19 protein-coding genes are annotated in these 23,961 nt (G+C 67.9%); 7 read left to right on the top strand and 12 right to left on the bottom strand.

The window, feature by feature from the left end:
* Positions 1-96: 96 nt before the first annotated feature.
* The 7 genes from AB0M65_RS29695 to AB0M65_RS29665 all read right to left on the bottom strand — a co-directional run bounded on the left by AB0M65_RS29695 (position 97) and on the right by AB0M65_RS29665 (position 9,868).
* Entirely contained in the window at positions 97-1,821 is a 1,725-nt protein-coding gene (locus AB0M65_RS29695; protein ID WP_364034681.1) for a hypothetical protein, read from the bottom strand.
* 53 nt (positions 1,822-1,874) lie between these two features.
* The gene (locus AB0M65_RS29690) at positions 1,875-2,492 is read right to left on the bottom strand and encodes a class I SAM-dependent methyltransferase (RefSeq protein WP_364034678.1); all 618 of its coding nucleotides are present in this window, start codon (positions 2,490-2,492) and stop codon (positions 1,875-1,877) included.
* Between the two features lie 31 nt (positions 2,493-2,523).
* On the bottom strand, positions 2,524-3,642 hold the full coding sequence (locus tag AB0M65_RS29685) for an SdrD B-like domain-containing protein (protein ID WP_364034675.1): 1,119 nt from the start codon (positions 3,640-3,642) through the stop codon (positions 2,524-2,526).
* 130 nt (positions 3,643-3,772) lie between these two features.
* On the bottom strand, positions 3,773-5,872 hold the full coding sequence (locus AB0M65_RS29680; RefSeq protein ID WP_364034672.1) for a PhoX family phosphatase: 2,100 nt from the start codon (positions 5,870-5,872) through the stop codon (positions 3,773-3,775).
* Between the two features lie 178 nt (positions 5,873-6,050).
* Entirely contained in the window at positions 6,051-8,093 is a 2,043-nt protein-coding gene (locus AB0M65_RS29675) for a PhoX family phosphatase (protein ID WP_364034670.1), read from the bottom strand.
* Between the two features lie 97 nt (positions 8,094-8,190).
* A complete protein-coding gene (locus tag AB0M65_RS29670) occupies positions 8,191-9,408 on the bottom strand; it encodes an MFS transporter (RefSeq protein ID WP_364034667.1) in 1,218 nt (405 codons plus the stop codon).
* Complete coding sequence (locus AB0M65_RS29665; RefSeq protein WP_364034664.1) at positions 9,398-9,868, bottom strand: MarR family transcriptional regulator; 471 nt, start codon at positions 9,866-9,868, stop codon at positions 9,398-9,400. The genes AB0M65_RS29670 and AB0M65_RS29665 overlap by 11 nt, the downstream gene beginning before the upstream one ends.
* A gap of 77 nt (positions 9,869-9,945) precedes the next feature.
* Here AB0M65_RS29665 and AB0M65_RS29660 point away from each other — a divergent pair, with 77 nt between their 5' ends.
* A complete protein-coding gene (locus AB0M65_RS29660) occupies positions 9,946-10,581 on the top strand; it encodes an HAD family phosphatase (protein WP_364034662.1) in 636 nt (211 codons plus the stop codon).
* An 88-nt stretch (positions 10,582-10,669) separates the two neighbouring features.
* Here the strand turns inward: AB0M65_RS29660 and AB0M65_RS29655 are convergent, their stop codons facing one another.
* Positions 10,670-11,752, bottom strand: a complete 1,083-nt coding sequence (locus tag AB0M65_RS29655) for an inositol-3-phosphate synthase (RefSeq protein ID WP_364034659.1) — start codon at positions 11,750-11,752, stop codon at positions 10,670-10,672.
* Positions 11,753-11,814: 62 nt separating this feature from the next.
* Entirely contained in the window at positions 11,815-12,360 is a 546-nt protein-coding gene (locus AB0M65_RS29650) for a PadR family transcriptional regulator (RefSeq protein ID WP_364034656.1), read from the bottom strand.
* A 245-nt stretch (positions 12,361-12,605) separates the two neighbouring features.
* Here AB0M65_RS29650 and AB0M65_RS29645 point away from each other — a divergent pair, with 245 nt between their 5' ends.
* From AB0M65_RS29645 to AB0M65_RS29635, 3 genes are all read left to right on the top strand, one after another.
* A complete protein-coding gene (locus AB0M65_RS29645; RefSeq protein ID WP_364034653.1) occupies positions 12,606-13,019 on the top strand; it encodes a DUF5318 domain-containing protein in 414 nt (137 codons plus the stop codon).
* Positions 13,020-13,485: 466 nt separating this feature from the next.
* Entirely contained in the window at positions 13,486-15,879 is a 2,394-nt protein-coding gene (locus AB0M65_RS29640; RefSeq protein WP_364034684.1) for a transglycosylase domain-containing protein, read from the top strand.
* Between the two features lie 158 nt (positions 15,880-16,037).
* Positions 16,038-18,566 carry a transglycosylase domain-containing protein gene (locus AB0M65_RS29635; protein ID WP_364034650.1) on the top strand — a complete coding sequence of 843 codons (2,529 nt, stop codon included), beginning with the start codon at positions 16,038-16,040 and terminating at the stop codon, positions 18,564-18,566.
* A 43-nt stretch (positions 18,567-18,609) separates the two neighbouring features.
* On the opposite strand, the gene AB0M65_RS29630 is transcribed toward AB0M65_RS29635, so the two are convergent.
* A complete protein-coding gene (locus AB0M65_RS29630) occupies positions 18,610-19,659 on the bottom strand; it encodes a Gfo/Idh/MocA family oxidoreductase (protein ID WP_364034647.1) in 1,050 nt (349 codons plus the stop codon).
* A 56-nt stretch (positions 19,660-19,715) separates the two neighbouring features.
* On the opposite strand from AB0M65_RS29630, the gene AB0M65_RS29625 reads away from it, so the two are divergent.
* Together AB0M65_RS29625 and AB0M65_RS29620 are read left to right on the top strand one after the other, a co-directional pair.
* On the top strand, positions 19,716-20,804 hold the full coding sequence (locus tag AB0M65_RS29625; protein ID WP_364034644.1) for an ROK family transcriptional regulator: 1,089 nt from the start codon (positions 19,716-19,718) through the stop codon (positions 20,802-20,804).
* 17 nt (positions 20,805-20,821) lie between these two features.
* Positions 20,822-22,375 carry a glycosyltransferase 87 family protein gene (locus AB0M65_RS29620; protein WP_364034641.1) on the top strand — a complete coding sequence of 518 codons (1,554 nt, stop codon included), beginning with the start codon at positions 20,822-20,824 and terminating at the stop codon, positions 22,373-22,375.
* On the opposite strand, the gene AB0M65_RS29615 is transcribed toward AB0M65_RS29620, so the two are convergent.
* Both AB0M65_RS29615 and AB0M65_RS29610 read right to left on the bottom strand, forming a co-directional pair.
* Complete coding sequence (locus AB0M65_RS29615; protein WP_364034638.1) at positions 22,332-22,664, bottom strand: hypothetical protein; 333 nt, start codon at positions 22,662-22,664, stop codon at positions 22,332-22,334. The genes AB0M65_RS29620 and AB0M65_RS29615 overlap by 44 nt on opposite strands.
* Positions 22,665-22,708: 44 nt before the next feature.
* Positions 22,709-23,212, bottom strand: a complete 504-nt coding sequence (locus tag AB0M65_RS29610; RefSeq protein WP_364034635.1) for a hypothetical protein — start codon at positions 23,210-23,212, stop codon at positions 22,709-22,711.
* A gap of 114 nt (positions 23,213-23,326) precedes the next feature.
* Here AB0M65_RS29610 and AB0M65_RS29605 point away from each other — a divergent pair, with 114 nt between their 5' ends.
* Positions 23,327-23,809: a hypothetical protein gene (locus AB0M65_RS29605; RefSeq protein WP_364034632.1), complete on the top strand. Its 483-nt coding sequence runs from the start codon at positions 23,327-23,329 to the stop codon at positions 23,807-23,809.
* The last annotated feature ends 152 nt before the right edge of the window (positions 23,810-23,961 follow it).

Here is a 23,961-nt window from a genome sequence, read left to right as displayed (position 1 = left end):
CGGCCTCGTACTGGACGTACTCGGTCGAAGGGCCCGCGCCGCCAGGAACCACCTGGGCGCGAAGACCACGAACGAGATTTGTCAGACACGCCCTAGTCACCCGCAGGCGACCGGTACCGACGCCACTCGCGGGAACCGCACGGAGCCACGGGTGAATGACCCGATGAGGTTGTCCGCGAACCGGCCCGCGGTCAGCGGGGCCCGCACCGACACGTCGATCGCCACGATCTCCGGACAGCTGAGCGCCAGCCGCGCGGCGGCGACGTCCTCGGGTTTGACCGGGCCACCCGCGTTGATCGGGAGCCGCGCGGAATTCGCCAGTTCCCAGACCGGCGGCAGCCACTTCTGGTGCCCGGTCCGGCCGTTGGGGAGCGACGTCGAATGCGCGGCGAACGGGTTCGCGAGGCCGTAGCCGTCACGCAGCCGCATGTCGAGCGGGATCAGCAGACCGAGGGCACCCATGCTGTCGGCGGCGACGGTCACGTAGGGCCGGTCCGTCGGATACGCGTACCAGCGCCTGGTCGAGTAGTCCTGGACCAGCACGGCGGGGCCTTCGACGGCGCGGATGGCGTCCAGCGTCGCGGGCATCGACGGGTAGTCGGCGTAATCCTCGGCCAGGATCGGCTGTTCGTGCCCGGTCGAACGCGACCAGAACGACCGTTCGTCGGTGATGCCGACGGCCTTCGGCGACGCCGAGTACGACGGCCGCAGCGATCCGGCGGCCACGAACGCCCAGATCCCGACGACCAGCAGAAACACCGTGGTCACCCTCGTCACCGGCAAGGCCAGCACGGGGAGCAACAGGCAGAACAACGCCGGAAGCAGCATGCGTCCGTGCATGAAGTCCCCACCGACCCGCACCACGTACAGCGAGAGCAGCACCGCGCCGACGAGCGGGACCGTGGCGAGCACCACGAACGTCTTGTCCACAGTGGACACAAGAACGGCGAACGCGGCGGCGAGCACCAGCAGCGGAAGCCACAGCCAGTACGGCCGGACGAGGTCGGCGAGGTACTCCCCACCGCGGGCCCAGTTCGCCTCCGACGCCTCCTTGACCAGTGCCGTATTCGGCGTCAACAGGCCGTAGTAGCCCATCCGGAACACCTGATACACCAACGGAAGCGCGGCCGCGACGGCACACAGTCCCAGCGCACGACGTCGTCCCGGCCGCAACAGCACCAGCAACGCCAGCAACGCGACGCCGCCGAAGAGCGCGAGATCCGGCCGTACCAACGGCCCCAGCCCGGCGACCAGCGCGACCGGCCAGGTACGCAGTTCGTCCATTGTGGACCTGTGACGGACGAGCAGCCACCACAGGCCGCCCAGCCACAGCGTGATCAGGCCGGTTTCCAGCCCGGACGTCGCGAAGTCGCGGAACGGCGGCAGCGCGCACACCACCAGTGCCCCGGCGGGCGCGAGGCCGTGGAACGCCAGCGGCTGGTAGAGCCGCCGGGCACCGTCCAGACCGAGGAGCAGTCCGGCGACCGAGAAGATCAGCCCGGTGACGACGGAGATCCATTCCAGCGGCACTCCGGGGATCAGGCCCAGAACGCTCAGTATCGCCGTCCACAAAGGACTGGTGTTGGTCTCGACCCGTTCGCCGATGTTGAACACCGGGCCGTTGCCCGCGAGGATCTGCCGGACCGTCCGCAGCACGATCAGCCCGTCGTCGCTCATCCAGCGGCGGCGCCAGGCGAGGTCGGCGTAGACCACCAGCACCAGGCCGAAGCCAAACCACGTCCAGGTGGACGGGCGCCGGAACCAGGTACGCGAAGGCCACGCGTGCGTGTTCTCACCCGTGGTCGTACTCGTTTGCGCCATGGCCCCGCCCGATTCGGTTGCGTGCGCAGGAGATCAGGTCCGCGGCCCGCGCGTCAAACCGCCTTGGCGAGCAAGCAGGATTGTGGTCGCTTCCTCCCTTCCATGGTCAGCCGCGCCTTGACCTCGAAGCCCGCCTTGCCGAGCAGGCCCGCCACCACGTCGGGCCGCAACAAGTAGGCGTCGTAGGAGACAGGGTGGCCGTACGCCCGCTCCGGGCTGAGGCGCTCGTCACCGACGTGGAACCCGATCAGCAGCTGCCCGCCGGACACGAGGGTCCGGCGGAACTCCGCGAACACCGCCGGAAGTTCGGCCGGAGGCAGGTGGAAGATCGACCACCAGGCGACGAGACCGCCCAGTTCACCGTCCGGGAGGTCGAGTGCGGTCATCGAGCCGACGTCGAACCGCAGGTCAGGATGCTGACGACGGGCGATTTCGACCATCTTGGGCGACAAGTCGACACCCGAGACCGACAGCCCGAGTGCGGCCAGGTGTGCGGTGACGTGCCCCGGCCCGCAGCCGACGTCGACGACGGGGCCGCTCGTCAGCTCCGCGAACGCGGCCAGCATCGAGCGGCTGATCGGCTCCTGGGCGAAGAGCGAACCGATCCGCGTCGCGTAGTCCTCGGCGACGGTGTCGTAGGACTCGCGGGTGGCATCGAGATGAGTGGTCACGGTGGGCGACGCTAGCGCCACCCACCGACAATTACGGCTCGATCAGCCCGGCGTCCCTGGTCAGATCCTCCGGCGCCCCCAGTTTGGTCACCGGCGTGCACCCGGTCGCCGGGTCCGCCGCCGAATCCGTGCCGTTGTACCGCGCGGCGCCGGACCGGGTCAGCTGACGCGCGCCGGCGTCGAAACAGACCTGATACGAGCCCCAGCGCTGGTCGAAGGCGTACCGGCCGTCCGGGCCGGTCACGGTCGAACCCACCGCCGTGCCCGAAGCGTCCTTCAAGGTGACTTTCACGTCCGGGACACCGATCTCGTCGCGGCGCTGGAGGCCGTCCTTGTCCCTGTCCAGCCAGACGAAATCGCCCAGCTTGCTCTTGGGCTCGACCAGGCCTGCCGCGAGGGTCAGGTCCAGGCGCTTGCGAGGGCCGACCGTGGTGGTCGCGGTGCAGCCGGTCGCCGGATCGGCGTCCGAATCCTTCGCGTCGTCGCCCGCGTCCTTCGCCGTATAGCCGTAGGACGGAACCGCGCTGATGTCGAAACAGACCTGGTAAATGCCGTCCTTCAGCTTGCTGAAGCGGTACTTGCCACCGGCGTCCGTGGTGAGCGTGCCCAGCGTGATGCCCGAGGCGTCCTTCAGCGTCACCTTCACGCCGGCGATGCCTGCCTCGCCCGCGTCCTGCAGGCCGTTCCGGTCGACGTCGTGCCAGACGAACTCGCCGATCTCGTCGATCGCGGGTGCCGGGGTGACCTTGATGGTCGTCGTCGCGGTCTTCTTCGGCAGCGTGCCACTGGCGACGGTCACGGTGCTGACGTGGTCGTTGTCGGCTTCGGTGACGTTCGCGTGGTCGCAGGTGGGTGTGGCGGACTTGCCGCCGTCGAGGGTCGCGATCGGCGCGGGCTTCACGTCGCAGTACGGGTCGTTGACCTTGATGTCGGTCAGGGGTGCGGTGCCGTCGTTGGTCACCGTGAACCGGTAGTTCGCGGTGGTGCCCGCCCCCAGCGTCGCCGTGGCTCCCCAGGCGCCGCTCGCCGGATCCCGCACCTCCGCCTTCACCGCGAACGACGGGACGGCCGGTGCCTGCGCCAGCGCGGGAACGATCCCCGCGGTCAGTGCCAGCGCGCCTGCCGTCATCAAGACCAGTGCCCTTTTCACCGGGCTGAAGCTAGTTATCCGATGGGCGTTCCGTAATCGCTGAACCGTGTCGACGATCGCCCCGATCAGGGGAGAACCGAGAGTGATCGGGCGCCGCCGCCGTCTTCCCACGGCGGCGGCGCCCTGCTCCTTACTTGATGCCGATGCGGCCGACCTGGCCCCAGCGGCCCTTCTTCCACACCGACACGATCGACGGCCGCGGCTGTGCCGTGCCACCGTCCGGCCAGTGCGACGTCGGGTTCGCGGAGCCGGCCGCGTTCTCACCAGGGTGCTGCACGGCGACGAGCACGAGGTGGTCGGTCACCACCGGACCGCAGGTCTCCGCGCCGACCGGCACCGAGAGGAACTGCTTGACGTGCCCGCGTTCCGGACCGTCGACCGGCACCGAGAACAGCCCGTCGTTGGCGCCGAGCACGTTGCCGTCGGTGGAGATCCACAGGTTGCCGTGCCGGTCGAACGCGACGTTGTCCGGGCAGGAGATCGGGCTGACCTGCTCCTTGGGGAATCCGCCGAAGTAGGTGTCCGCCACCTTCGGGTCACCGCAGACCAGCAGCAGCCGCCACGAGAACTTCGTGGCCGCCGAGTCACCGCGGTCCTCTTCCCATTCGAGGACGTGCCCGTTGCGGTTGTTGACGCGCGGGTTCGGCTCGTCGACACCTGCCTTGCCCGCCGCGCCCCGGTCACTGTTGTTCGTCAGCGCGGCGTAGATCCGGCCGTTGACCGGGTTGGGCTCGATGTCTTCGGGACGGTCCATTTTGGTCGGCTGGACCTTGTCCGCGGCCTGGCGTGTGAACACGTAGACCTCTTCGGCGGTGAAACCGTCCACAAAGGACTTATCGCCGGAAACCAGCGGGATCCACTCGCCGACGCCGTCGAATTCGCCGTCCTTGGGGAGCTTCCCGGTGCCGTCGATCTCGCCGGGGCTGTCGCCGGTGAAGCGGGCGACGTACAGGGTGCCGTCGTCGAGCAGCGCGGAGTTGTGGCGCCGCGCGTACGCGCTCTTACCCGGCTTGTACTTGCCCTTGGAGACGAACTTGTAGATGTACTCGAAGCGCTCGTCGTCACCCGAGTAGACGGCGACACGGCCGTCCTTGGTGATCTTGATGTTCGCGGCCTCGTGTTTGAACCGGCCGAGCGCGGTGTGCTTGATCGGCGTCGAGTTCGGGTCGTTCGGGTCGATCTCGACGACCCAGCCGAACCGGTTGGCCTCGTTCGGCTCCTGCGCGAGGTCCCACCGCTTGTCGAACCGCTCCCATTTGCGGGTGGTGGCGGCACCGGAGAAGCCGTAGCGCTTGAGCCGCGCGGCCGCGACCGGGTCGGTGACGCTCGCCGCGTTGGCGAAGTACTGGTTGACGTTCTCCTCACCGGAAAGCACCGTGCCCCAAGGGGTCACGCCGCCGGCGCAGTTGTTCTGGGTACCGAAGACCTTGCGGCCGCTCGGATCCGCGGACGTCTTGAGGAACTTCGAACCGGCGGCCGGGCCACGCACCTCGAAGGTGGTGTTCAGCGTGATGCGGCGGTTGAACGGGCTCGGCACCGCGCGCAACGCGCCGCCGATCGGGTCGCGGAAGGTCTGGACGACCGAAAGACCGTGCGCGGCCCACGCGATCTTGGCCTGTTCCTCGGTCGGGTTGGCCGGGTCGTACTGGTCGGCCGGGAACATGTGGACCTCGGTGGTGTACTCGTGGTTCACCACCAGCAGGTTGCGGATGCCCAGCGGATCCTGCGGGATCAGGCCGACGAAGTCGTTGTTGTAGCCGAACTGCTTGGCCTGCGCGGCCGCGGTCTGCTTGGCGAAGTCGAACTTCGGGGCGCCGGATTCGACGGCGTCACCCCAGCGGATGACGACGCGCTGGTCGTAGCCATCGGGGATGGTGACCGCGTCGATCTTGTTCGGCGGCACCGCTTCGAAGTCGGTGCCGGGGACCGGACGTCCGGGGCGGCCCGGCTTGCCGTTGCCCGCACCGGCGACGTCGGCGGGCTCGGCGGCGGCCGCCGTGCCGGAAAGCGCGGCGAAACCACCGGCCGCGGCGGCCAGCACGGCACTGGCCTTCAGCGCACCACGCCGGGACAGCACGTTCTTGACCATGTCGCCGAAGTACTCGTTGTCCGAGGTGTTGGGCTCGGGGTGGGCGCAAGCGTTGCCGCAGCGGTACTCACAGGTGACCGCGGAGCGGCCACCGGGATGGGAGGTGATCAACGGCAGGAGCCGCTGAGGCTCGAAGGACACAAGGCCTCCATGGTCGCGGTGGGTTCACGTAATCCAGTCAGGGGAACGCCGTGACGGTAAGCGACCAAAACGATCCAGTACCCACCAGCAGATGAACAGCACGCGAACGAACGATGGCGCGCTGCCGGATCGGCCGCGCGCCATCGACGAAAGGTACAGCTAGAACGCTGTTTACCGACTACGAACCAATGTCGGCCAAGCCGTGCCTGCTGGGTTTCCACACGGCCACCACCGAGGGCCGTGGCTGACTTCCGCCGCCGTCCGGCCAATGAGAGGCCGGTTTGTCGGCATTCGCCCCGTCCACTTCACCCGGATGCTGAACACAGACCGTGACGATCTTCTCTTCGACGATCGGGCCACAGGTCTCCGCACCCCGGGGAACGGTGAGGAACAACTTCAGCTCGCCGCGGTTGCGGCCCTCCAGCGGCACCGAATACAGGCCGTCGTTGATACCCAGCGCGCCGGCCGAGTCGGTGGAGATCCACAGGTTGCCGTGCTTGTCGAAGGCCACGTTGTCCGGGCTGGAGATCGGCGAGACCTGCTCCTTGGGGAACCCGGCGAAGTAGGTATCCGGCGAGGCCGGGTCGCCGCACACCAGGAACAACCGCCAGCTGAACTTCAGCGCGAGCGCGTCCCCGCGGTGCTCCTCGAACTCCAGCACCTGACCGTGTTTGTTGTTCAGCCGGGGATTGGGCTCGGTGGCGCCCTCCTTGCCGGGTTTGCCGCGATCGACGTTGTTGCTCAGCGCGCAATAGATCCGGCCGGTACGCGGATGGGCCTGGATGTCCTCCGGGCGGTCCATCTTGGTGGCGCCCACCCGGTCGGCCGCCTCGCGGGTGAACACGTACACCTCCTCGGCGGTCATTCCGTCCACAAAGGACTTCTTGCCCGACGCCAGCGGGATCCACTCGCCACTGCCGTCGAATTCGCCGTCACTGGGCAGTTTCCCGGTGCCGTCGATCTCGGCTGCCGGGCTGTCGCCGGTGAACCGGCCGACGTAGAGCGTGCCGTCGTCGAGCAGGGTCATGTTGTGCCGCCGGGCATGGCCGCTGTCGCCGGGCTTCACCCGGCCCTTCGAGATGTACTTGTAGATGTACTCGAAGCGCTCGTCGTCACCGGAGTAGGCGACCACACGGCCGTCTCCGGCGATCCGGATGTTCGCCGTCTCGTGCTTGAACCGGCCGAGATGCGTGTGCTTGACCGGGGTGCTGTCCGGATCGTTCGGGTCGAGCTCGATCACCCAGCCGAAGCGGTTGGCCTCGTTCGGTTCCCTGGCGATGTCCCAGCGCGCGTCGAACCGCTCCCATTTCCGGGTGGTCGCGGTGCCGTTGACGCCGTAGCGCGCGAGCCGTTTGCGTGCCACGGGATCGGTCACCGTGTCCGCGTTCCCGAAATACTGGTTGATGTTCTCCTCGCCGGACAGGATCGTGCCCCACGGCGTGACGCCGCCGGAACAGTTGTTCATCGTGCCCAGCACCACCGTGCCGGTGGGATCGGCGGCGGTTTTGAGCAGCTCGCTGCCCGCCGCCGGGCCGGTCACCTTGAACGGCGTGTGCAGGGTGATCCGCCGGTTGTAGCGCGACATCTTCGGCCGCAGGTGCCCGGTGTTCCGCTCGCGGGTCACTTGGACGACGGTCAGCCCGTGGGCCGCCCAGGCGATCTTGACCTGCTCCGCCGTCGGGTTGTTCCGGTCGTACCCGCGGAACATGAACTCTTCCGAGGTGTACTCGTGGTTCGTGACCAGCAGCGAAGAGAGTCCCCAGTGGTCGAGTGGCAGCAGCGCGGCGAAGTCGCAGTTGTAGCCGAACTGCTTGGCCTGTGCGGCGGCGGTCTGGTTGCCGAAGTCGAACTCCGGCGCGCCGGGCAGCACCGCGTCACCCCAGCGGATCACGATGCCCTGCTCGTAACCCTCGGGCACGACGACGGCGTCAAGCGTATTCGGCTTCACTCGTTCGTAGTCGGTGCCCGGTGGCGGCTTCGGACGACCTTCGGGGGCGGCGGAAGCGGGCGCGGCGAGGGCGAGTGGCGTCCCGGCGGCCAGCGCGACGACGGCACTCGCCTTCAGCGCGCCGCGGCGGCTCACCACGCCGAGCACGTCGGCGAAGGTGGGATTGTCCGAGGTGTTCGGCGCGTCGTGGAAGCACGCGTCACCACAGCGATAGGTACAGGTCACTGACGCCCGGCTTGGTGAGTGGCCGGCCAGCAAGGGAAGGAACTTCACGCGGACCTCCGTATCTGCAGTTCGGGAGGTCCGACGCTAGACACCGGACCAGCGGGAGGAAACCCCCCGTTGGTCCGGCGTTCACCTTTTGTACGGATTACATCTCTTCGCCGACAAGGACCGCTTCGGCCGGAATCGTGTGCGGGTCCGCGGTCTTCTCGCGAATCGTCAGCAGCGCACCGGCGAGAACGCACAGGATCGCGGCGATCACGAACGGCGCCTGCTTGACGCCGAACCACTCGGCCAGGTGGCCGACGACGGTCGCGGCGATCGCGCCGCCGAGCCAACGGCAGAAGTTGTACCCGGCACTCGCGACCGGACGCGGGGCGTCGCTGATCGACATGGCCGTCCCGGTGAAGAGCGTGTTGAGCAGACCGGAGACCAGCCCCGACAGAATGATGCCGACCACCAGCACCGGCTTGCTCGGGATCGCCATGATCAGCAGCAGGACGGCGTAACCGAAGACGGCGACCACGGTCGCGTGCCGCTCACCGAGTTTCGCGGCGAGCTTCGGCGCCAGCACCACGCCCGCGACGGCGACCGAAAGGCCCCAGCCGCAGAAGATCAGGCCGACGGCGACGGCACTCCACTCCAGCACGAACGGCGACCAGGCCAGCACCACGAAGAACGCGGCGGTGTAGAGCGCGGAACCGATCGACGTGCGCAACAGCCCGCCGTGTTTCAGCGCGCGGAACGGGTCGAGCAGGCGGATCTTCGGCCGCTTCGCCTTGGCGTCGCCGGTCAGGAAGATCGAGCACAGCACCAGGCCGCACAGCATCAGCAGCGAAGTGCCGAGGAACGGGCCGCGCCACGAGATGCTGCCCAGCAGGGCGCCGAGCAGCGGGCCGATCGCGAGGCCGACCCCGAGCGCGGCTTCGTAGAGCAGGATCGCGCCCGCCTGGCCGCCGGTCGCGGCGCCGACGATGACCGAAAGCGCGGTGGCGATGAAGAAGGCGTTGCCGAGGCCCCAGATCGCGCGCAGCCCGATGAGCTGCTCGATCGACCCGGACGCGGCGCACAGCGCGGTGGCGACGACGACCAGTGTCAGCCCGACGACCACGGTCCGCTTGGCCCCGAACCGGGCACTCATCGCGCCGGTCACCAGCATGGCGACCGCTTGGACGCCGAGATAACTGGAGAACAGCAGCGTCACTTCGGACGGCGTCGCGTGCAGGCCCTCGGCGATCGACAGCAGGATCGGGTCGACCAGCCCGATGCCCATGAACGCGATGACCGCGGCGAACGCGGTGATCCATACCTGTTTTGGCTGTCCCTTCAGTGCGTCCAACAGGCTCGAGTGGTGCTCAGCGCTCATCGCGGATCAGTTCCTCCTTCTTGTCTTCCTGAATTTCCTGCCGCAGCAGCTTGGTGAGTGCGGGTAGCGCGGCCTCGATGGCGGCGCGGTCGGCGTCGTCCAGTTCGATGAGGCGTTCGCGGAGGAACTCCTCCCTGGCGACGATCAGCCGCCGGTGGAAGCGCTGCCCCACTTCGGTGACCTCGACGAGTACGGCCCGGCCGTCCGCGGGGTCCTTCCCGCGGCTGACCAGGCCAAGCCGTTCCAGACGGCGGATGACGTCGGTCATCGTCGGCATCCGGACCCGCTCCAGTTCGGCGAGCGCGCTCATCCGGCGGGGACCGCCGTTGAGCAGCTCCGACAGCACCGATCCCTGGGTGAGGGTGAGCTGCACCTGCGGGGTCTCCCGGCGCACGAGGTAGTACAGCCGGAAGACCAGCGGGCGGAGCCGATGCGCGAGATCGACGGCTTTCGTGGTCACTTAGCCATGCTAACTAAAAGTACTGAGCATGGCTAAGTAATCTGCCGCACAAGTCGCCTCGGCCTAGGGTTGAGGGTGTGGAAGCGGTGATCTTCGATCTCGACGGTGTCCTGGTGGATTCGGAAACGATGTGGGACGAGGTCCGGCGGGCGGTCGTCCACGAGTTCCACGGCACCTGGCGTGCCGAGTCGACCCGGGCGATGCAGGGGATGAGCACCCCGGAATGGGCGGCCTACCTGGCACACGACCTCGGCGTGCGGCTCCGGCCGGCGGACGTCGCGCAGGTGGTGGTCGACCGGATGGCGCGGCGCTACGCGCAGAAGCCGCCGATCATCCCCGGCGGACCGGACGTCGTGCGCGAGGTCGCGAAGCACTGGCCGGTGGCGATCGCGAGTTCGTCACCGCCGCTGCTGATCAAGGCTTTCCTGGACATCACGCGGCTGCCGGTGCCGACGGCGGTGTCTTCGGAGCAGGTCGGCGCGGGAAAACCCGCACCCGACGTGTACTTGCGGGCGGCCGAACTGCTGGGCGCGGAGCCGAAGAACTGCGCGGCCGTGGAGGACACGACGAACGGGCTTCGCGCCGCGCTGGCGGCGGGGATGACGGTGTACGCGGTGCCGAATCCGCATTTCCCGCCGGATCCGGCGGTTTTGGCGCAGACGACGGTGATCTCGAAGATCACGGATCTGCCTGCGGCGCTGCTGAAGGACTGATCCCGCCCCGGAACGTCATGAAAGGGTCATTCCTGACGAATTTCGTCAGGAATGACCCTTTCATGACACTTGGCCGAGGGCTAAAAGATCACGCCTCGCCGCGGATGAACTTTTCGACCTCGTCGCGAGCCTTGGCGTCGTCGTACTGCTCCGGCGGCGACTTCATGAAGTAGGAAGAAGCCGACAGGATCGGGCCGCCGATGCCGCGGTCCTTCGCGATCTTCGCGGCGCGCACGGCGTCGATGATGATGCCCGCCGAGTTCGGCGAGTCCCACACCTCGAGCTTGTACTCCAGGTTCAGCGGCACGTCGCCGAAGGCGCGGCCCTCGAGCCGGACGTAGGCCCACTTGCGGTCGTCGAGCCACTGCACGTAGTCCGACGGTCCGATGTGGACGTTGCCCTTGCCGAGTTCGCGGTCGACCTGCGAAGTGACCGACTGGGTCTTCGAGATCTTCTTCGACTCGAGGCGCTCGAGCTCCTTCATGTTCAGGAAGTCCATGTTCCCGCCCACGTTGAGCTGCATGGTCCGGTCGAGCTGGACACCGCGGTCTTCGAACAGCTTCGCCAGCACGCGGTGCGTGATGGTGGCGCCGACCTGGGACTTGATGTCGTCGCCGACGATCGGCACGCCCGCCGCGCGGAACTTCTCGGCCCACTCGGGGTCGGAGGCGATGAACACCGGGAGCGCGTTGACGAACGCCACACCGGCGTCGATGCACGCCTGCGCGTAGAACTTGTCGGCGTCTTCGGAGCCCACCGGCAGGTAGGAGACGAGCACGTCGACCTCGGCCTCACGCAGCGCCGCGACGACGTCGACCGGGGTCTCGTCGGACTCTTCGATGGTCTCGCGGTAGAAGCGGCCGAGTCCGTCGTAGGTGTGACCGCGCTGCACGGTGACACCCAGCGGCGGTACGTCGGCGATCTTGATCGTGTTGTTCTCGCTGGCGAAGATCGCCTCGGACAGGTCGCGGCTGACCTTCTTGGCGTCCACGTCGAACGCGGCGACGAACTCGATGTCGCGGACGTGGTATTCGCCGAACTCCACGTGCATCAAACCGGGCACGCGGGTGCTGGAATCCGCGTCGCGGTAGTACTGAACGCCCTGGACCAGCGAGGCCGCGCAGTTGCCGACGCCCACGATGGCCACCCGAACGCGGCGGTTCTCGCCCATGCCGGTTTCTCCTTCATTCGTCCAACAGTTGTAGGTAGTGCTCAGCGGGCACGGAGAGCGCCTCAGGTCTCCGGGCCGCGCTGCTCGGCCTGTTCGTGCGCGATCAGCTCGTTGAGCCAGCGCACCTCCCGCTCACTGGACTCCAGCCCGAGCCGGTGCAGCTCACGGGTATAGCGGTCGATCTTCTCCTCGGCCCGCGCCATCGCCGTCCGAAGTCCTTCACGGCGTTCCTCGACCCGACGACGGCGGCCCTCCAGGATGCGCATCCTGACGTCGGCCGGTGTCCTCGAGAAGAACGCCAGGTGGACGCCGAAGCCTTCGTCGTCCCACGTCTGCGGGCCGGCGTCGCCGAGTAGTTCGGCGAATCGCTCCTTGCCCTCGGCAGTGAGCTTGTACACGCGCTTGCCCCGGCGTGCCCATGCCCGGTCTTCCACCTCTTCGAGCTCCTCGACGAGGTGACCGGACCGAAGCAGCCGACGCAGCGTCGGGTACAGCGAGCCGTACGAGAACGTCCGGAACATCCCGAGCGTCTCGTGCAAACGTTTGCGCAGCACGTAACCGTGCATGGGGGTCTCGTGCAGCAGCCCCAAGATCGCGAGCTCGAGCACACCGCCCCCCTTCCGGGAACAAACCGCGACCGATCGCGTTGGCCAACGAGACCGGCTCGGTCAACCTACCGGCCAACTATATCGCGCCGATACATCGGAGTGGTGCAGCTAACCCCGATCGAGTAGCCGGAACCGGACGAAATTCATCGGATAGTTGTCGAATCGTCGGCGTGTCCGGATGCGCACGCACCGTCGCGTCAAGAACGGGGCGTGGACCACACAGCAAGAGCCCGTACTCTGTTGGCGTGCGAAACCAGCGGCAGGTAGTGGACTACGCCTTACAGCGGCGCGCGCTGCTCAAGGGCGTCCACGCCGGACGGGTCGGCACATACGACGTCTGCGACGCGGGCCCGTACCTCCTGCGGGCCGCCAAATTCCACGGACGACCAGGTGAGCAGGACTGCCCGGTCTGTCACCGGGAAAAACTGACCCTGGTCTCCTGGGTCTACGGCGAGGAGCTCAAGCACGTCGCCGGATCGGCGAAGACACCGGACGAGCTGGTACGGATGGACGGGCACTTCGCGGAGTTCACCGTCTATGACGTCGAGGTCTGCCGAAGTTGCCACTGGAACCACCTGGTGCGGTCCTACGTCCTCGGTACCGGGGATCCGGGAAACACCCGGCCACGGACCCGGCCACGGAGGACAGCGGGTCAGTGACAGGTATCGAAAACGCAGTTGAGCACAGGGCGGCGTGCCCCGAAGCGCCGGTCTGGGAGGCCCCTTCGTGAACGACGATCGCAACCGCTCCTGGCCAGGTCAGGAGCCTGATGCACCTCGCCGTGCCCCATGGCCGGGTGAAGAGGACGGACCCGGCTGGCCGGGCGAGGAACCCCCGCGCCGCCCCCAGCGCCGGACGCCCCCCGGCGGCGCGCCCCGTGCCGCCGCTCCACGCCCCGCGGACCCACAATGGCCGGGTGGTGAAAGTGCCGCGCCCTCAGGCGGTCCGGAATGGCCGTCCGACGACGACGCGCCCCGCCGTCCCGCGGCGCCGCGCCGGTCCAACGGCATGCCCCCGCGCAGGCAGGGACCCCCGCCACCCGGTGGCCGCCCCGCCGGACCTGGCGGACCAGGTGGTCAGCGTTCCCAGCAGGGACGCCGTCCGCCTGCCGACGAGGCGACCGCGCTGGTCCGCCCGGTCGAGCCGGATCCGTACGAGCGTGAGCCGGACCTCATCACGCACCACGCGCACAACGGCACCGAGCACCGGTCCGGCCACGACCCGTACGACGACCGCTATGACGATCGTCACGAAGACGCCGCGTTCGCCGCGGAGGGTGACGATCAGTACGACGACGAACCACCCGAGGGCGAAGACGGCGACAAGAAGAAAAAGGAACTGACGCCGAAGCAGCGCAAGAAGCGCCGGTGGAAGATCATCCGCCGGGTGCTCTACGCGATGTTCGGCCTGTTCGTCGTGGTGCCGGCGATCGCGTTCGTCATCACCTACTTCGTGGTGGACGTCCCGTCCCAGGAAAGCGTCGCGAGCCTGCAGAGCCAGCCGATCACGCTGATGTACTCCGACGGCAGCCCGATGGGCAAGATCGCGCCCGGCGAGGGCGGCAGCCGGGTCATCCTGCGACCGGGCGACATCCCGGACGTGGTCAAGCACGCCGTGTACGCCGCCGAAGACTCGTCGTTCGAGACCAACTCCGGTTTCGACATCGGCGGCATCCTGCGCGCGGTCTACAACAACGTCACCGGCGGCCAGGGCGGCGGTTCGACGATCTCCCAGCAGTACATCAAGAAGGCCACCGCCAACGAGGCACCGACGCTCACGCGTAAATGGACCGAGCTGGCCAAATCCTTCAAGATGAACAACCAGATGTCCAAAGAGGAGATCATCACCGCGTACCTCAACACCATTTACTTCGGACGCGGTGCGAACGGCATCGAGGCGGCCGCGCAGGCCTACTTCAAGAAGCCCGCCAAGGAGCTCAGTGCGTCCGAAGCCTCGCTGCTCGCCGGCCTGATCCAGGGCCCGAGCCGATCCGAAAACGAGCCCTACGCGCAGAAGCGCTGGAACTTCGTGATGGATCAGATGGTGTCCAACAACTGGCTGAACCCGGCCGATCGCACCGCCGCGCAGTACCCGACGCCGATCCCGAAGGCGCAGGCCAAGGCCGACGACGCCGGGACGCTGAGCCTGCACATCCGCAACCGCGTGATCGACGAACTCGAGGCCCGCGGTTATGACCAGAACCAGCTGCACCAGGGTGGTTTCAAGATCACCACGACGATCGACCCCAAGGCGCAGAAGATGGCCGAGGAGTCCGTCGCGGAGGGGATGAAGGGCCAGACCGACGAGAGCCTCCTCAACGCGCTGGTCGCCGTCGATCCCAAGACCGGCGGTGTGGTCGCCTACTGGGGTGGTCCGGACTGGACCGAGAACGACAAGGGACAGAAGGTCCCGGCGAACGACTGGGCGGATATCCCGCACAACCCGGGTTCGTCGTTCAAGGCCTTCGACCTGGCCGCGTTCCTGAAGATGGGCAAGGGCCTCGGCGAGACGTTCGACGGGACCAACTACCGGAAGTTCGACGGCCGCACGGTCCGCAACGCGGGTGAGAGCTCTAGTTGCGGCCCGGTCTGCACGGTCGCGAAGGCGACGGAGATCTCCGCGAACACCGTGTTCTACGACATGGTGCGAAACGTCACGAAGGTCGACCCGGTGGCGGACGCCGCGCGGGAAGCCGGCGTCATGACGGTGGACAAGGGCGGCAAGGCGAAGCTGAGCCCCGACATCAACATCGCCCTCGGCGGTGGTGGCACGGTCACCACGGCGGAGGACATGGCGGCCGGATTCGCCACCTTCGCCGGTGAAGGCGTCCGGCAGAAGCAGCACTTCGTCGCCAAGATGACCAACGCCCAGGACGAGGTCGAGATCGACGAGACCGCTCCCAAGGGCACGCCCGCGTTCAACAGCGACGCCGACAAGAGCAAGCAGATCGCCGGCAACGTCACTGACGCGCTCGAAAAAGTCATCCCGTACTCGAAGATGAAGTGCCCGTCGGGTCACGACTGTGCCGGCAAGACCGGAACGCAGCAGTACGACTTCAAGGACACCGACCCGGTGAGCTACCACGAACGCAACGCCCAGACCTGGATGGTGGGCTACACGCCGGCCATCTCGACCGCGGTCTGGGTCGGCGGCGACGGCAACAAGCCGCTGCACGACAAGGGCGGCAAGCCGATCTACGGTAAGACGATCGCCGGTCCGATCTGGGAAGACTTCATGTCCCGGTACATGACCGGCAAGCCGTCGGAGAAGTTCGACAACGTCAAGGCGATCGGCAAGGACGCGCGGACGGTGGTGACGACGACGCCGTCGAAGGCACCCGAGCCGCCGCCGACGAGCGAGGCGCCGACGACGATTCCGACGCCGACCATCCCGACTGAGCCGACCGAACCGACGGAACCCAGCGGATGGCCTACGAAACCGCCCAAGTCCACTAAGCCGACCAGACCAGGGCCGGGGACTTCCGATCCCCTGTTCCCGAACACCGGGGACACGGGCTGACCAGGCGAAATGACTGAAGAAGGTGTGCCGGGCACAGGCCCGGCACACCTTCTTTTCGTTGCACCCGGTGAACCGGAACAGATCCGATACGTCTTATATAGAAGGAGACCTGCGACCGCAGGACCGCGCTCACCAGGAAAGGTTCGGAGGACGTCACAGTGAACGACGATCCCCACGGCGGATGGCCAGGTCAGGACCCTGACCCCGCACGTCGTCCGCAACGCCCGGCCGGACCACCCCGCCGTCCGGCAGGCGGACCGCCTCCGGGGTACGGGCAGCGGCCGGGCCAAGGGCCGCAGGGCCCCGGGCAAGCACCGTGGCAACGGCAGCAGTCGCCGCAGCAACCTCCGCCGCAGCACCCGCGTCCCCAGCGGCCGCGGGTCGCGCCGCAGCAGGAGCCGGACCTCATCACGCACCACGAGCACAACGGCACGGAGCAGCGGTACGACGAGCCGTATGACGATCAGCAGTACGTCCAGGAGACCGGCGAGGACGGAAAGCCGATCCTCACCGCCGCGCAACGCAAGAAACGCAAATGGAGACGCGTCCGGCGGGTGCTGCTCGCCTTGTTCTGCCTGTTCGTGGTGATCCCGGGGATCGCGTTCGTGATCACCTACTTCGCCGTCGACGTCCCCTCGCCGCAGGCCGTCGCGGCCACGCAGGGCCAGGCGGTGACCTACTACTACGCCGACAACACCGAGATGGGCAAGGACGTGCCCAAGGGCGGGAACCGGCACATCCTGACGCCGGAGCAGATCCCGGACATCGTCAAGAAGGCCGTCATCGCCACCGAAGACGCCTCGTTCGAGACGAACTCCGGCTTCGACGTCGGCGGCATCCTTCGCGCGGTCTACAACCAGGTGACCGCGGGCAAGGGCGGTGGTTCGACCATCTCCCAGCAGTACATCAAGGTCGCCAGCGGGGACGACGAATCGTCGCTCAGCCGTAAATGGACCGAGCTCGCCAAATCCTTCAAGATGAATCAGACGTACGAGAAGAAGGACATCATCTCGGCGTACCTGAACATCATCTACTTCGGCCGCGGCGCGTACGGCATCGAATCGGCCGCGCAGGCGTTCTTCGGCAAGCCGGCCGGTGAGCTGAACGCGAGCGAGGCGGCGCTGCTCGCGGGCCTCATCCAGCAGCCGGGCCGCTCGGAGAACCCGAAGGTCGCGACGGAACGCTGGACGGTGGCGCTGAACCGTATGGTGGAGAACAAGTTCCTCTCCGCCGCGGACCGCGCCAACCTGCAGTTCCCGACCCCGATCGAGCAGGCCGACAAGCAGCAGGCCGGCGTGGTGAACCCGTTCATCCGCGACAAGGTCAAGGAAGAACTCGCCGCGAACGGCATCACCGGCGACATCTACTACACCCGCGGCTACAAGGTCCACACCACGATCGACCCGAAGGCGCAGGCCGCGGCCGAGCAGGCGATCGCCGACGGGATGAAGGGCCAGAACGACGAGAACATGCTCAACGCGCTCGTCGCCGTCGATCCGAAAACCGGTGGGGTGAAGGCGTATTACGGTGGCCCGTCCATCGTGAAGGGCCCGAACGGCCAGGAGCTCAAGGGCCGGGACTGGGCGAACACGCCGCAGAACCCCGGTTCGTCGATGAAACCGTTCGACCTCACGGCGTACCTGAAGCTGGGCAAGGGCCTCAACTCCACGTTCGACGGCTCCAACAACCGCGAGATCGGCGGCCGGAAGATCCGCAACGCGGGCCCTGGCAGTACTTGTTCGCAGCAGTGCACGGTGTCCGAGGCAATGCAGCGTTCGGCGAACACCGTGTTCTACGACATGGTCTACTCCGTCACCAAACAGGGCCCGGTGGCACAGGCCGCCAAGGAAGCGGGCGTCAAACCCGCTCCCGACGGCACCGCGGAACTGTTCACCGGCGACAACAACATCTCGCTCGGCGGTGGCCAGACGGTCATCAGCCCGGAGGACATGGCCGCCGCGTACGCGACCTTCGCGGGCGACGGCCAGCGTCGTGACAAGCACTTCGTCGTCAAGGTGACCAACTCGCAGGACGAGACCGCGTACTCGGCTCCGGAAGAGGCGAACCCCGCGTTCTCCGACGATTCCGGAAAGAGCAAGCAGATCGCCGGCAACGTCACCGAGGCGCTCAAGGGTGTCGTCCCGTTCTCGAAGCTCAAGTGCCCCAACGGACATGAGTGCGCCGGCAAGACCGGGACCCAGCAGCACACCTACCGCGGCGGCGAACCCGCGTGGGCGAAGGACGCCAACTCGCAGACCTGGATGGTCGGCTACACGCCGTCGATCTCGGCCGCGGTGTGGGTTGGCGGCGACGGTGACAAGGCACTGAAGGGCAAGAACGGCAAGCCGATCTTCGGTTCGACGATCGCCGGGCCAATCTGGCAGAAGTTCCTCTCCCTGTACCTGACCGGCAAACCGGGGGAGCGCTTCGACAAGGTCAAGATGATCGGCGGGGACGACACCAGCACCATCCCGTCGACGCAGACCCCGCCGGAAGACAACGAGGACACGAACGAGACCGGCACGCCGCCGAGCGGCCCGTCGAGCGGTCCGTCCTCGCGGAACGAGGAGGAGCAGCCGCCCAGCTCGCACACTCCTCCGACGTCCAGTGGGAACAACGAGGAAGAGAACGGAAACGGGAACGGCAATGGTCCCGGCCGCGGGGGCGGCAGAGGCGGCAACGGTTGAGCGATGGGCCCTTCACCACACAAGGTGAAGGGCCCTTTCGCTGCTAAAGGGTGACGACGCGGTGTTCTGCGCCGGAAAGGTGAGCGGCCTCGATGACCCGGAGCGTTTCGATCGCCGAAGCGGGATCGACGGGGAAATCGCCCTTGCCGAGCAGCGCGTCCCGCACCCGCGCGTAGAAGTCCTCATAGCGGCCGACCTCGGTGGGCACGATTTCGACGTCGTCGTTCACCCCGAGTTTGCCGGCGTCCGACTCCGGTTCCACGCCCCAGCCGGGTTCGCCGGGCCGCCTCCCGTCCTTGATCTGCGGCTCCTGGACGTCGAGGCCGTACTTCGTGAACGTCGCCTTGTCGCCGAGCACGCGGAAGCGCGGGTTCCGGGTCCCCGCGAGCGCCGACGCCCACAGCTGCGAGCGCACGCCGTTGGTGTGCCGCAGTGCGACGAAGACATCGTCGTCGACGGAGACACCGGGACGGCGCTTGTCGATCTCCGCGTAGACCTCCGCGACCGGGCCGAACAGTTGCAGTGCCTGGTCGACGATATGCGCGCCGAGGTCGTAGAGCAGCCCGCCCGCCTCGGCGGGGTCACCGAATTCACGCCAGTTGTCCTTCGGCTTCGGCACCCAGCGGTCGTAGCGCGACTCGAAGCGGAAGACGTCGCCGAGACGTCCGGCGTCGATGAGCTTCCGGACGGTGAGGAAATCCGAGTCGAAGCGGCGGTTCTGGAAGACCGTCAGTCCGACCCCCTTGGCCTTCGCGGCCTCGACGACCTTCGCCGCTTCGGCCGCCGTCGGCGCGAAGGGCTTGTCGACGACGACGGGCAGACCCGCGTCGATCGCCCGGAGCGCGAGCGGGACGTGGGTGCGGTTCGGCGTGCTGACCACGACCAGGTCCAGGTCGTCCGCCTTCGCGAACAACGCATCCGCGTCCGGCAGCACCTCGGCGTCCGGGTAGCCGGCGCGTGCCTGCTCGACCCGCTCGGGGTTCGACGTCACGATCGCGGCCATGGTCAGCCCCGGCGTCGCGCTGATCAGTGGCGCGTGGAAGACCCGCCCGCCGACGCCGTATCCGAAGAGCCCCACTCGCAAGTCAGCCATGAGCTTCATTAAACAACAGTGTTGCTTAATCGGCCAGCCGTGGCAGGATGCCCGCTATGCCGGAGACCGGGGTCAATCTGCGTGGCCTGCGCCAGCACAACCGGGCGCTGCTGCTCGCGCATATCCTGCGCGCGGGCGGGCTCAGCCGCGTCGAACTCGCCGAACGCACCCGGCTCACGCAACAGGCCGTTTCGAAGATCGTCCCCGAACTGCTCGACGCCGGCCTGCTGAACGAGGAGCGGCAGCCCGCGGCCGGGGTCGGCAAACCACGTACGCTGCTGCGGGTCCGCGCGGACGCCCGGCACGCCCTCGGCGCCCAGCTGGACCGGGACTCCTTCCGAGTGGTCAGTACCGATCTGACCGGGAAGATCATCGCGGCGCGGAGCGGGGTCCTGCTGCCGGGATTCACGCCGGACCAGGCCGTTTCCGCACTCGCCGACGCGACCGAAGCGCTGCTCGACGGCGTCGACCGTGAGCGTGTCCTCGGCCTCGGCGTCGGCACCGTCGGCCCGCTCGACCACCGCGAAGGCGTCGTCCGGGACGCCACGAACATGCCGGGCTGGCACGACGTCCCCCTGCGCGACCTGCTCGCGGAGCGCACCGGACTGTCCGTGCGGCTCGACAAGAACACCAACGCCGCCGCCTTCGCCCAGCATTGGCCCGACGGTGAGGCGACCGCGACCGCCGTCGTGCTCGTCGGCACCGGCATCGGCGTCGGCCTGCTGATCGACGGCAGGCTGTACCGCGGCCCGCGGACCAACGCCGGCGAGTTCGGGCACACCACGCTCGCTTACGACGGACCGCGCTGCGCGTGCGGGCGCCGGGGCTGCGTCGAGGTGCTGCACAACGCGGCGAAGACCACCGAAGAGGCGGCCGGGCTGCTCGCGATCGGGCTCGCCGACCTCGTCCAGGTCCTCGACCTCGAACGCGTCGTGCTCACCGGCCGGTCGGTCCGCGCGGCGCCGGAAATCTACCGCGACACGGTCACCGCGCGGCTGCGGGAACTGCTGCCTTTGCCGCAGTGGCAACGGATTCAGGTCGATCTCGACGAGATGGGCGACGACGTCGTCGCGTTCGGGGCGGCGGCCGAAGTGCTGGCCGGTTTCTACGGCGGCGGCGAAATCACCGGGGAGTCACCCCGGTAGGCGCTAACATCCGCCACGTGTCCGACCAGACGACTTCGCCGGAGCGCGAGGCCCCGCTGTCCCTCACCCCGGGTGAACGGGTCATCCCGAGCTGGAACGAACCACTCGTGACCGCGGCCAGCCGTCCGATCGGCGGGCCGCTCGGCGAGCACGCCGCCGTCGGGCGGCACTGGTTCTGGTCACCACAGCGTGTCGGGCTGCTGCTGGCCTGCCTCGCGCTGCTGCTCTCGTGGTTCGGCAAGGCGTCCTGCATCCAGCAGTACACCGACGACTCCGGGATGAGCCAGCTCGACTGGCGGGCGAACCGCCCGTTCGTCGCGATGTGCTACTCGGACATCATCCCGCTCTACAGCTCCGAGCGGCTGAACGACCCGGACACCTTCCCGTATGTGACTTCGTGGACCGAGAACGCCGGAACGGCGAAGGAGACGACGCGGTACATGGAGTACCCGGTCGCCACCGGGTTGTTCCAGTGGATCAACGCGAAGCTCGCCGAAGCCTGGCTTTCGGCGGCGGGATCGGGCTGGCTGCCCGGCGCGCTCCCGGTCGCCGTCTACTTCAACCTCTCCGCGCTCTGGCTCGCGCTGGCCTGGCTGGTGACGGTGTGGGCGACCAGCCGATCACTGAAACGCCGTCCGTGGGACGCGGTACTGGTGGCGATCTCGCCGCTGGTGCTGGTGCACACCTTCACGAACTTCGACGCGATCGCCACCGCGTTCACCGCGACCGCGTTGCTCGCCTTGGCACGACGACGGCCCGAGGTCGCTGGCCTCCTGCTCGGCCTCGGCGCGGCGGCGAAGCTGTATCCGCTGCTGCTGCTCATCCCGCTGTTCTTCCTGTGCCTGCGTGCGGGGAAGCTCAAACAGTGGGCGCTCGCCGCCGGACTCGCCGTGGCGACGTTCGTGGTGGTCAACGTCCCGTTCGCGCTCGCCGCGCCGACCGGCTGGTGGGAGTTCTTCCGGCTCAACACCGTGCGCCCGATGGATCCGGACTCGCTCTACAACGTGATCTCCCATCTGTCGGGCTGGACCGGTTTCGACGGGAAGCTGACCGCCGGCGAGACGCCGGTCGTGCTGAACGTCGTCGTCGCGGCGCTGTTCCTCGCCGCTTGCGCCGGCATCGGGTACATCACGCTGAACGCGCCACGCCGTCCCCGGCTCGGGCAGCTGGCCTTCCTCGTGGTGGCCGCGTTCCTGCTGACCAACAAGGTGTGGAGCCCGCAGTACTCCCTGTGGCTGGTGCCGCTGGCGGTGCTCGCGATCCCACGCTGGCGGCTGCTGCTCGGCTGGATGATCATCGACGCGCTGGTCTGGGCGCCGCGGATGATGTACTACCTCGGCGTCGACAACAAAGGCCTGCCCGAGGACTGGTTCCTCGGCACCGTCGTGCTCCGCGACCTCGCGGTGCTCGGCCTGTGTGCCTTGGTGATCCGCGAGATCTATCAACCACGCAAGGACCTGGTCCGCCTCGCCGGAGACGACGACCCGGTGGGTGGCTTCCTCGACGGTGCCCCCGACGCGCGCACCACTAAGCGCGCTTCAGCACCTCAGGTCCAGGACGCTCCAGCCTGATGTGCCTGCCGAAATCCTCGGCGCCGAAGTCGTTGATCTGGACGACGACCGCTTCGGGCGAGGTCTCGACCAGACGGCAGGTGAACCAGTCGTCGCCGTGTTTGACCGACCACCGGTCAGCGAGGACGGCGAGACCTTCGGCCTCCAGCAACGCGACGGAGTCGTCGAAGGCGGCGGGCCCGCCGAGCGGGTAGCCGAAAACGGTCAGTGCCTGCCAACGGTCGTTTGACGAAGGAGCGACATAGCCGACGTGCTCCCCGTCGTCGTCCCGGTACACGGTCTCGATCATGCGAACCAGGCTGAACCCTCCCGTGGCGTGAGGGTCAAGCCGATTCAGCGGACGACGTAACCGCCGGTGCTGGTCTTGAAGAACGGGACCGGGCCGGTGCACGGCAGGACGTCCTGTTCGATCGAGCCGTACGCCCAGCTCCAGCCGATGCTGTCGTGGCCGCGCGGCTCGTCCTGCACCGAGAAGCCGACCCGGCGGCCGATGACGTTCACCGGGAGCCCGGGGATGTCGGCGCGTTCGATCACGCCGGTCAGGATGGCGAGCCGCCCCGCACGCGAGACGCAGTCGACCCGGCCGTCGAAGTCGGCGACGAGCTTCCCGTCCTTGGTCACGTGATTCACGTGGAACCGGCCCGACGACTTGCCGGGCTCGCCGAACGCCGCGAAGTCGAACCGCACCGGGTCGTTGTCGTAACCGGGGAACGTCAGCGGTCCGCCCGCCGACCCCACGACAGCCGAACCGGACGCCGCCGTCGCCTGCGTCGCCCCCAGCGTTCCCGCCGCGACGGCGAGTACGGCGACCGCGGCGATCTTGGCCTTGATGTTCATGACTTTCCCCTCCAGTACCAGGTGTTTCCCGGTCGAGGCCGAGCCTTCCGTCCTTCGCCCGCGCCGCCCTCCCGCCGGAGAGGGAACGGCCTCCCGCTTGAGTAGCCTGCGCGCATGGCCTTCCACCTGGCGTACGGCACGGTCGTGCACCGCACCACGACACTGCACGGGTACTCCGCGATCGTCCTGGTCGAGCGTTTCGTGGACGGCCGATGGGAACTCGCCGCGGAACTGCCCCGCGAGGCCGAAGAGATCACCCGCGAGATCGCACGGGAGCGGCTGGGTGAAGCCGTCGACGAACCCAGCCGATTCGCCGAGGCACCGGACGAAAGCGGGCCCGGCGGGCTGCACACGCGGCTGACCCAGCTCGATTCGATGATCGGCACCACGGTGGCGTGGCTGCGGACGACCGCCGTCGGCACCGACACCGAACTGGCGTGGGCGCGCTATCAGTCGTCGGACTACGACTACGAACTCGACACACGGGAGGCCCTGCGCGACGCCGCTTCGCTCGTCTCGCAGCTGGTCAAGCACCGCAACGCCCTCGCGGCCCGCACCGAGACGCGGCGCCGGAAGAGCGCCGACGAGGACGACTGACGTACTTTCACGGTGCGGCACGACCAGCGCGCCCAGCCCCGACAGCCTCACCAGCCACGGCAGCGGCGCGTGAAGGCCCCCTTCCCAACCCTTCCCAAGTACATGAAGGCCCCCTTCCTTGCGCCTAGCGCAAGGGCCCCGGCAAAGTCGGT

This window comes from Amycolatopsis sp. NPDC051071 (assembly GCF_040682875.1).
Lineage (GTDB): Bacteria > Actinomycetota > Actinomycetes > Mycobacteriales > Pseudonocardiaceae > Amycolatopsis.
The sequence above is the reverse complement of the archived record's forward strand: the minus strand, read 5'-3'. Positions and strand labels throughout refer to the sequence as shown.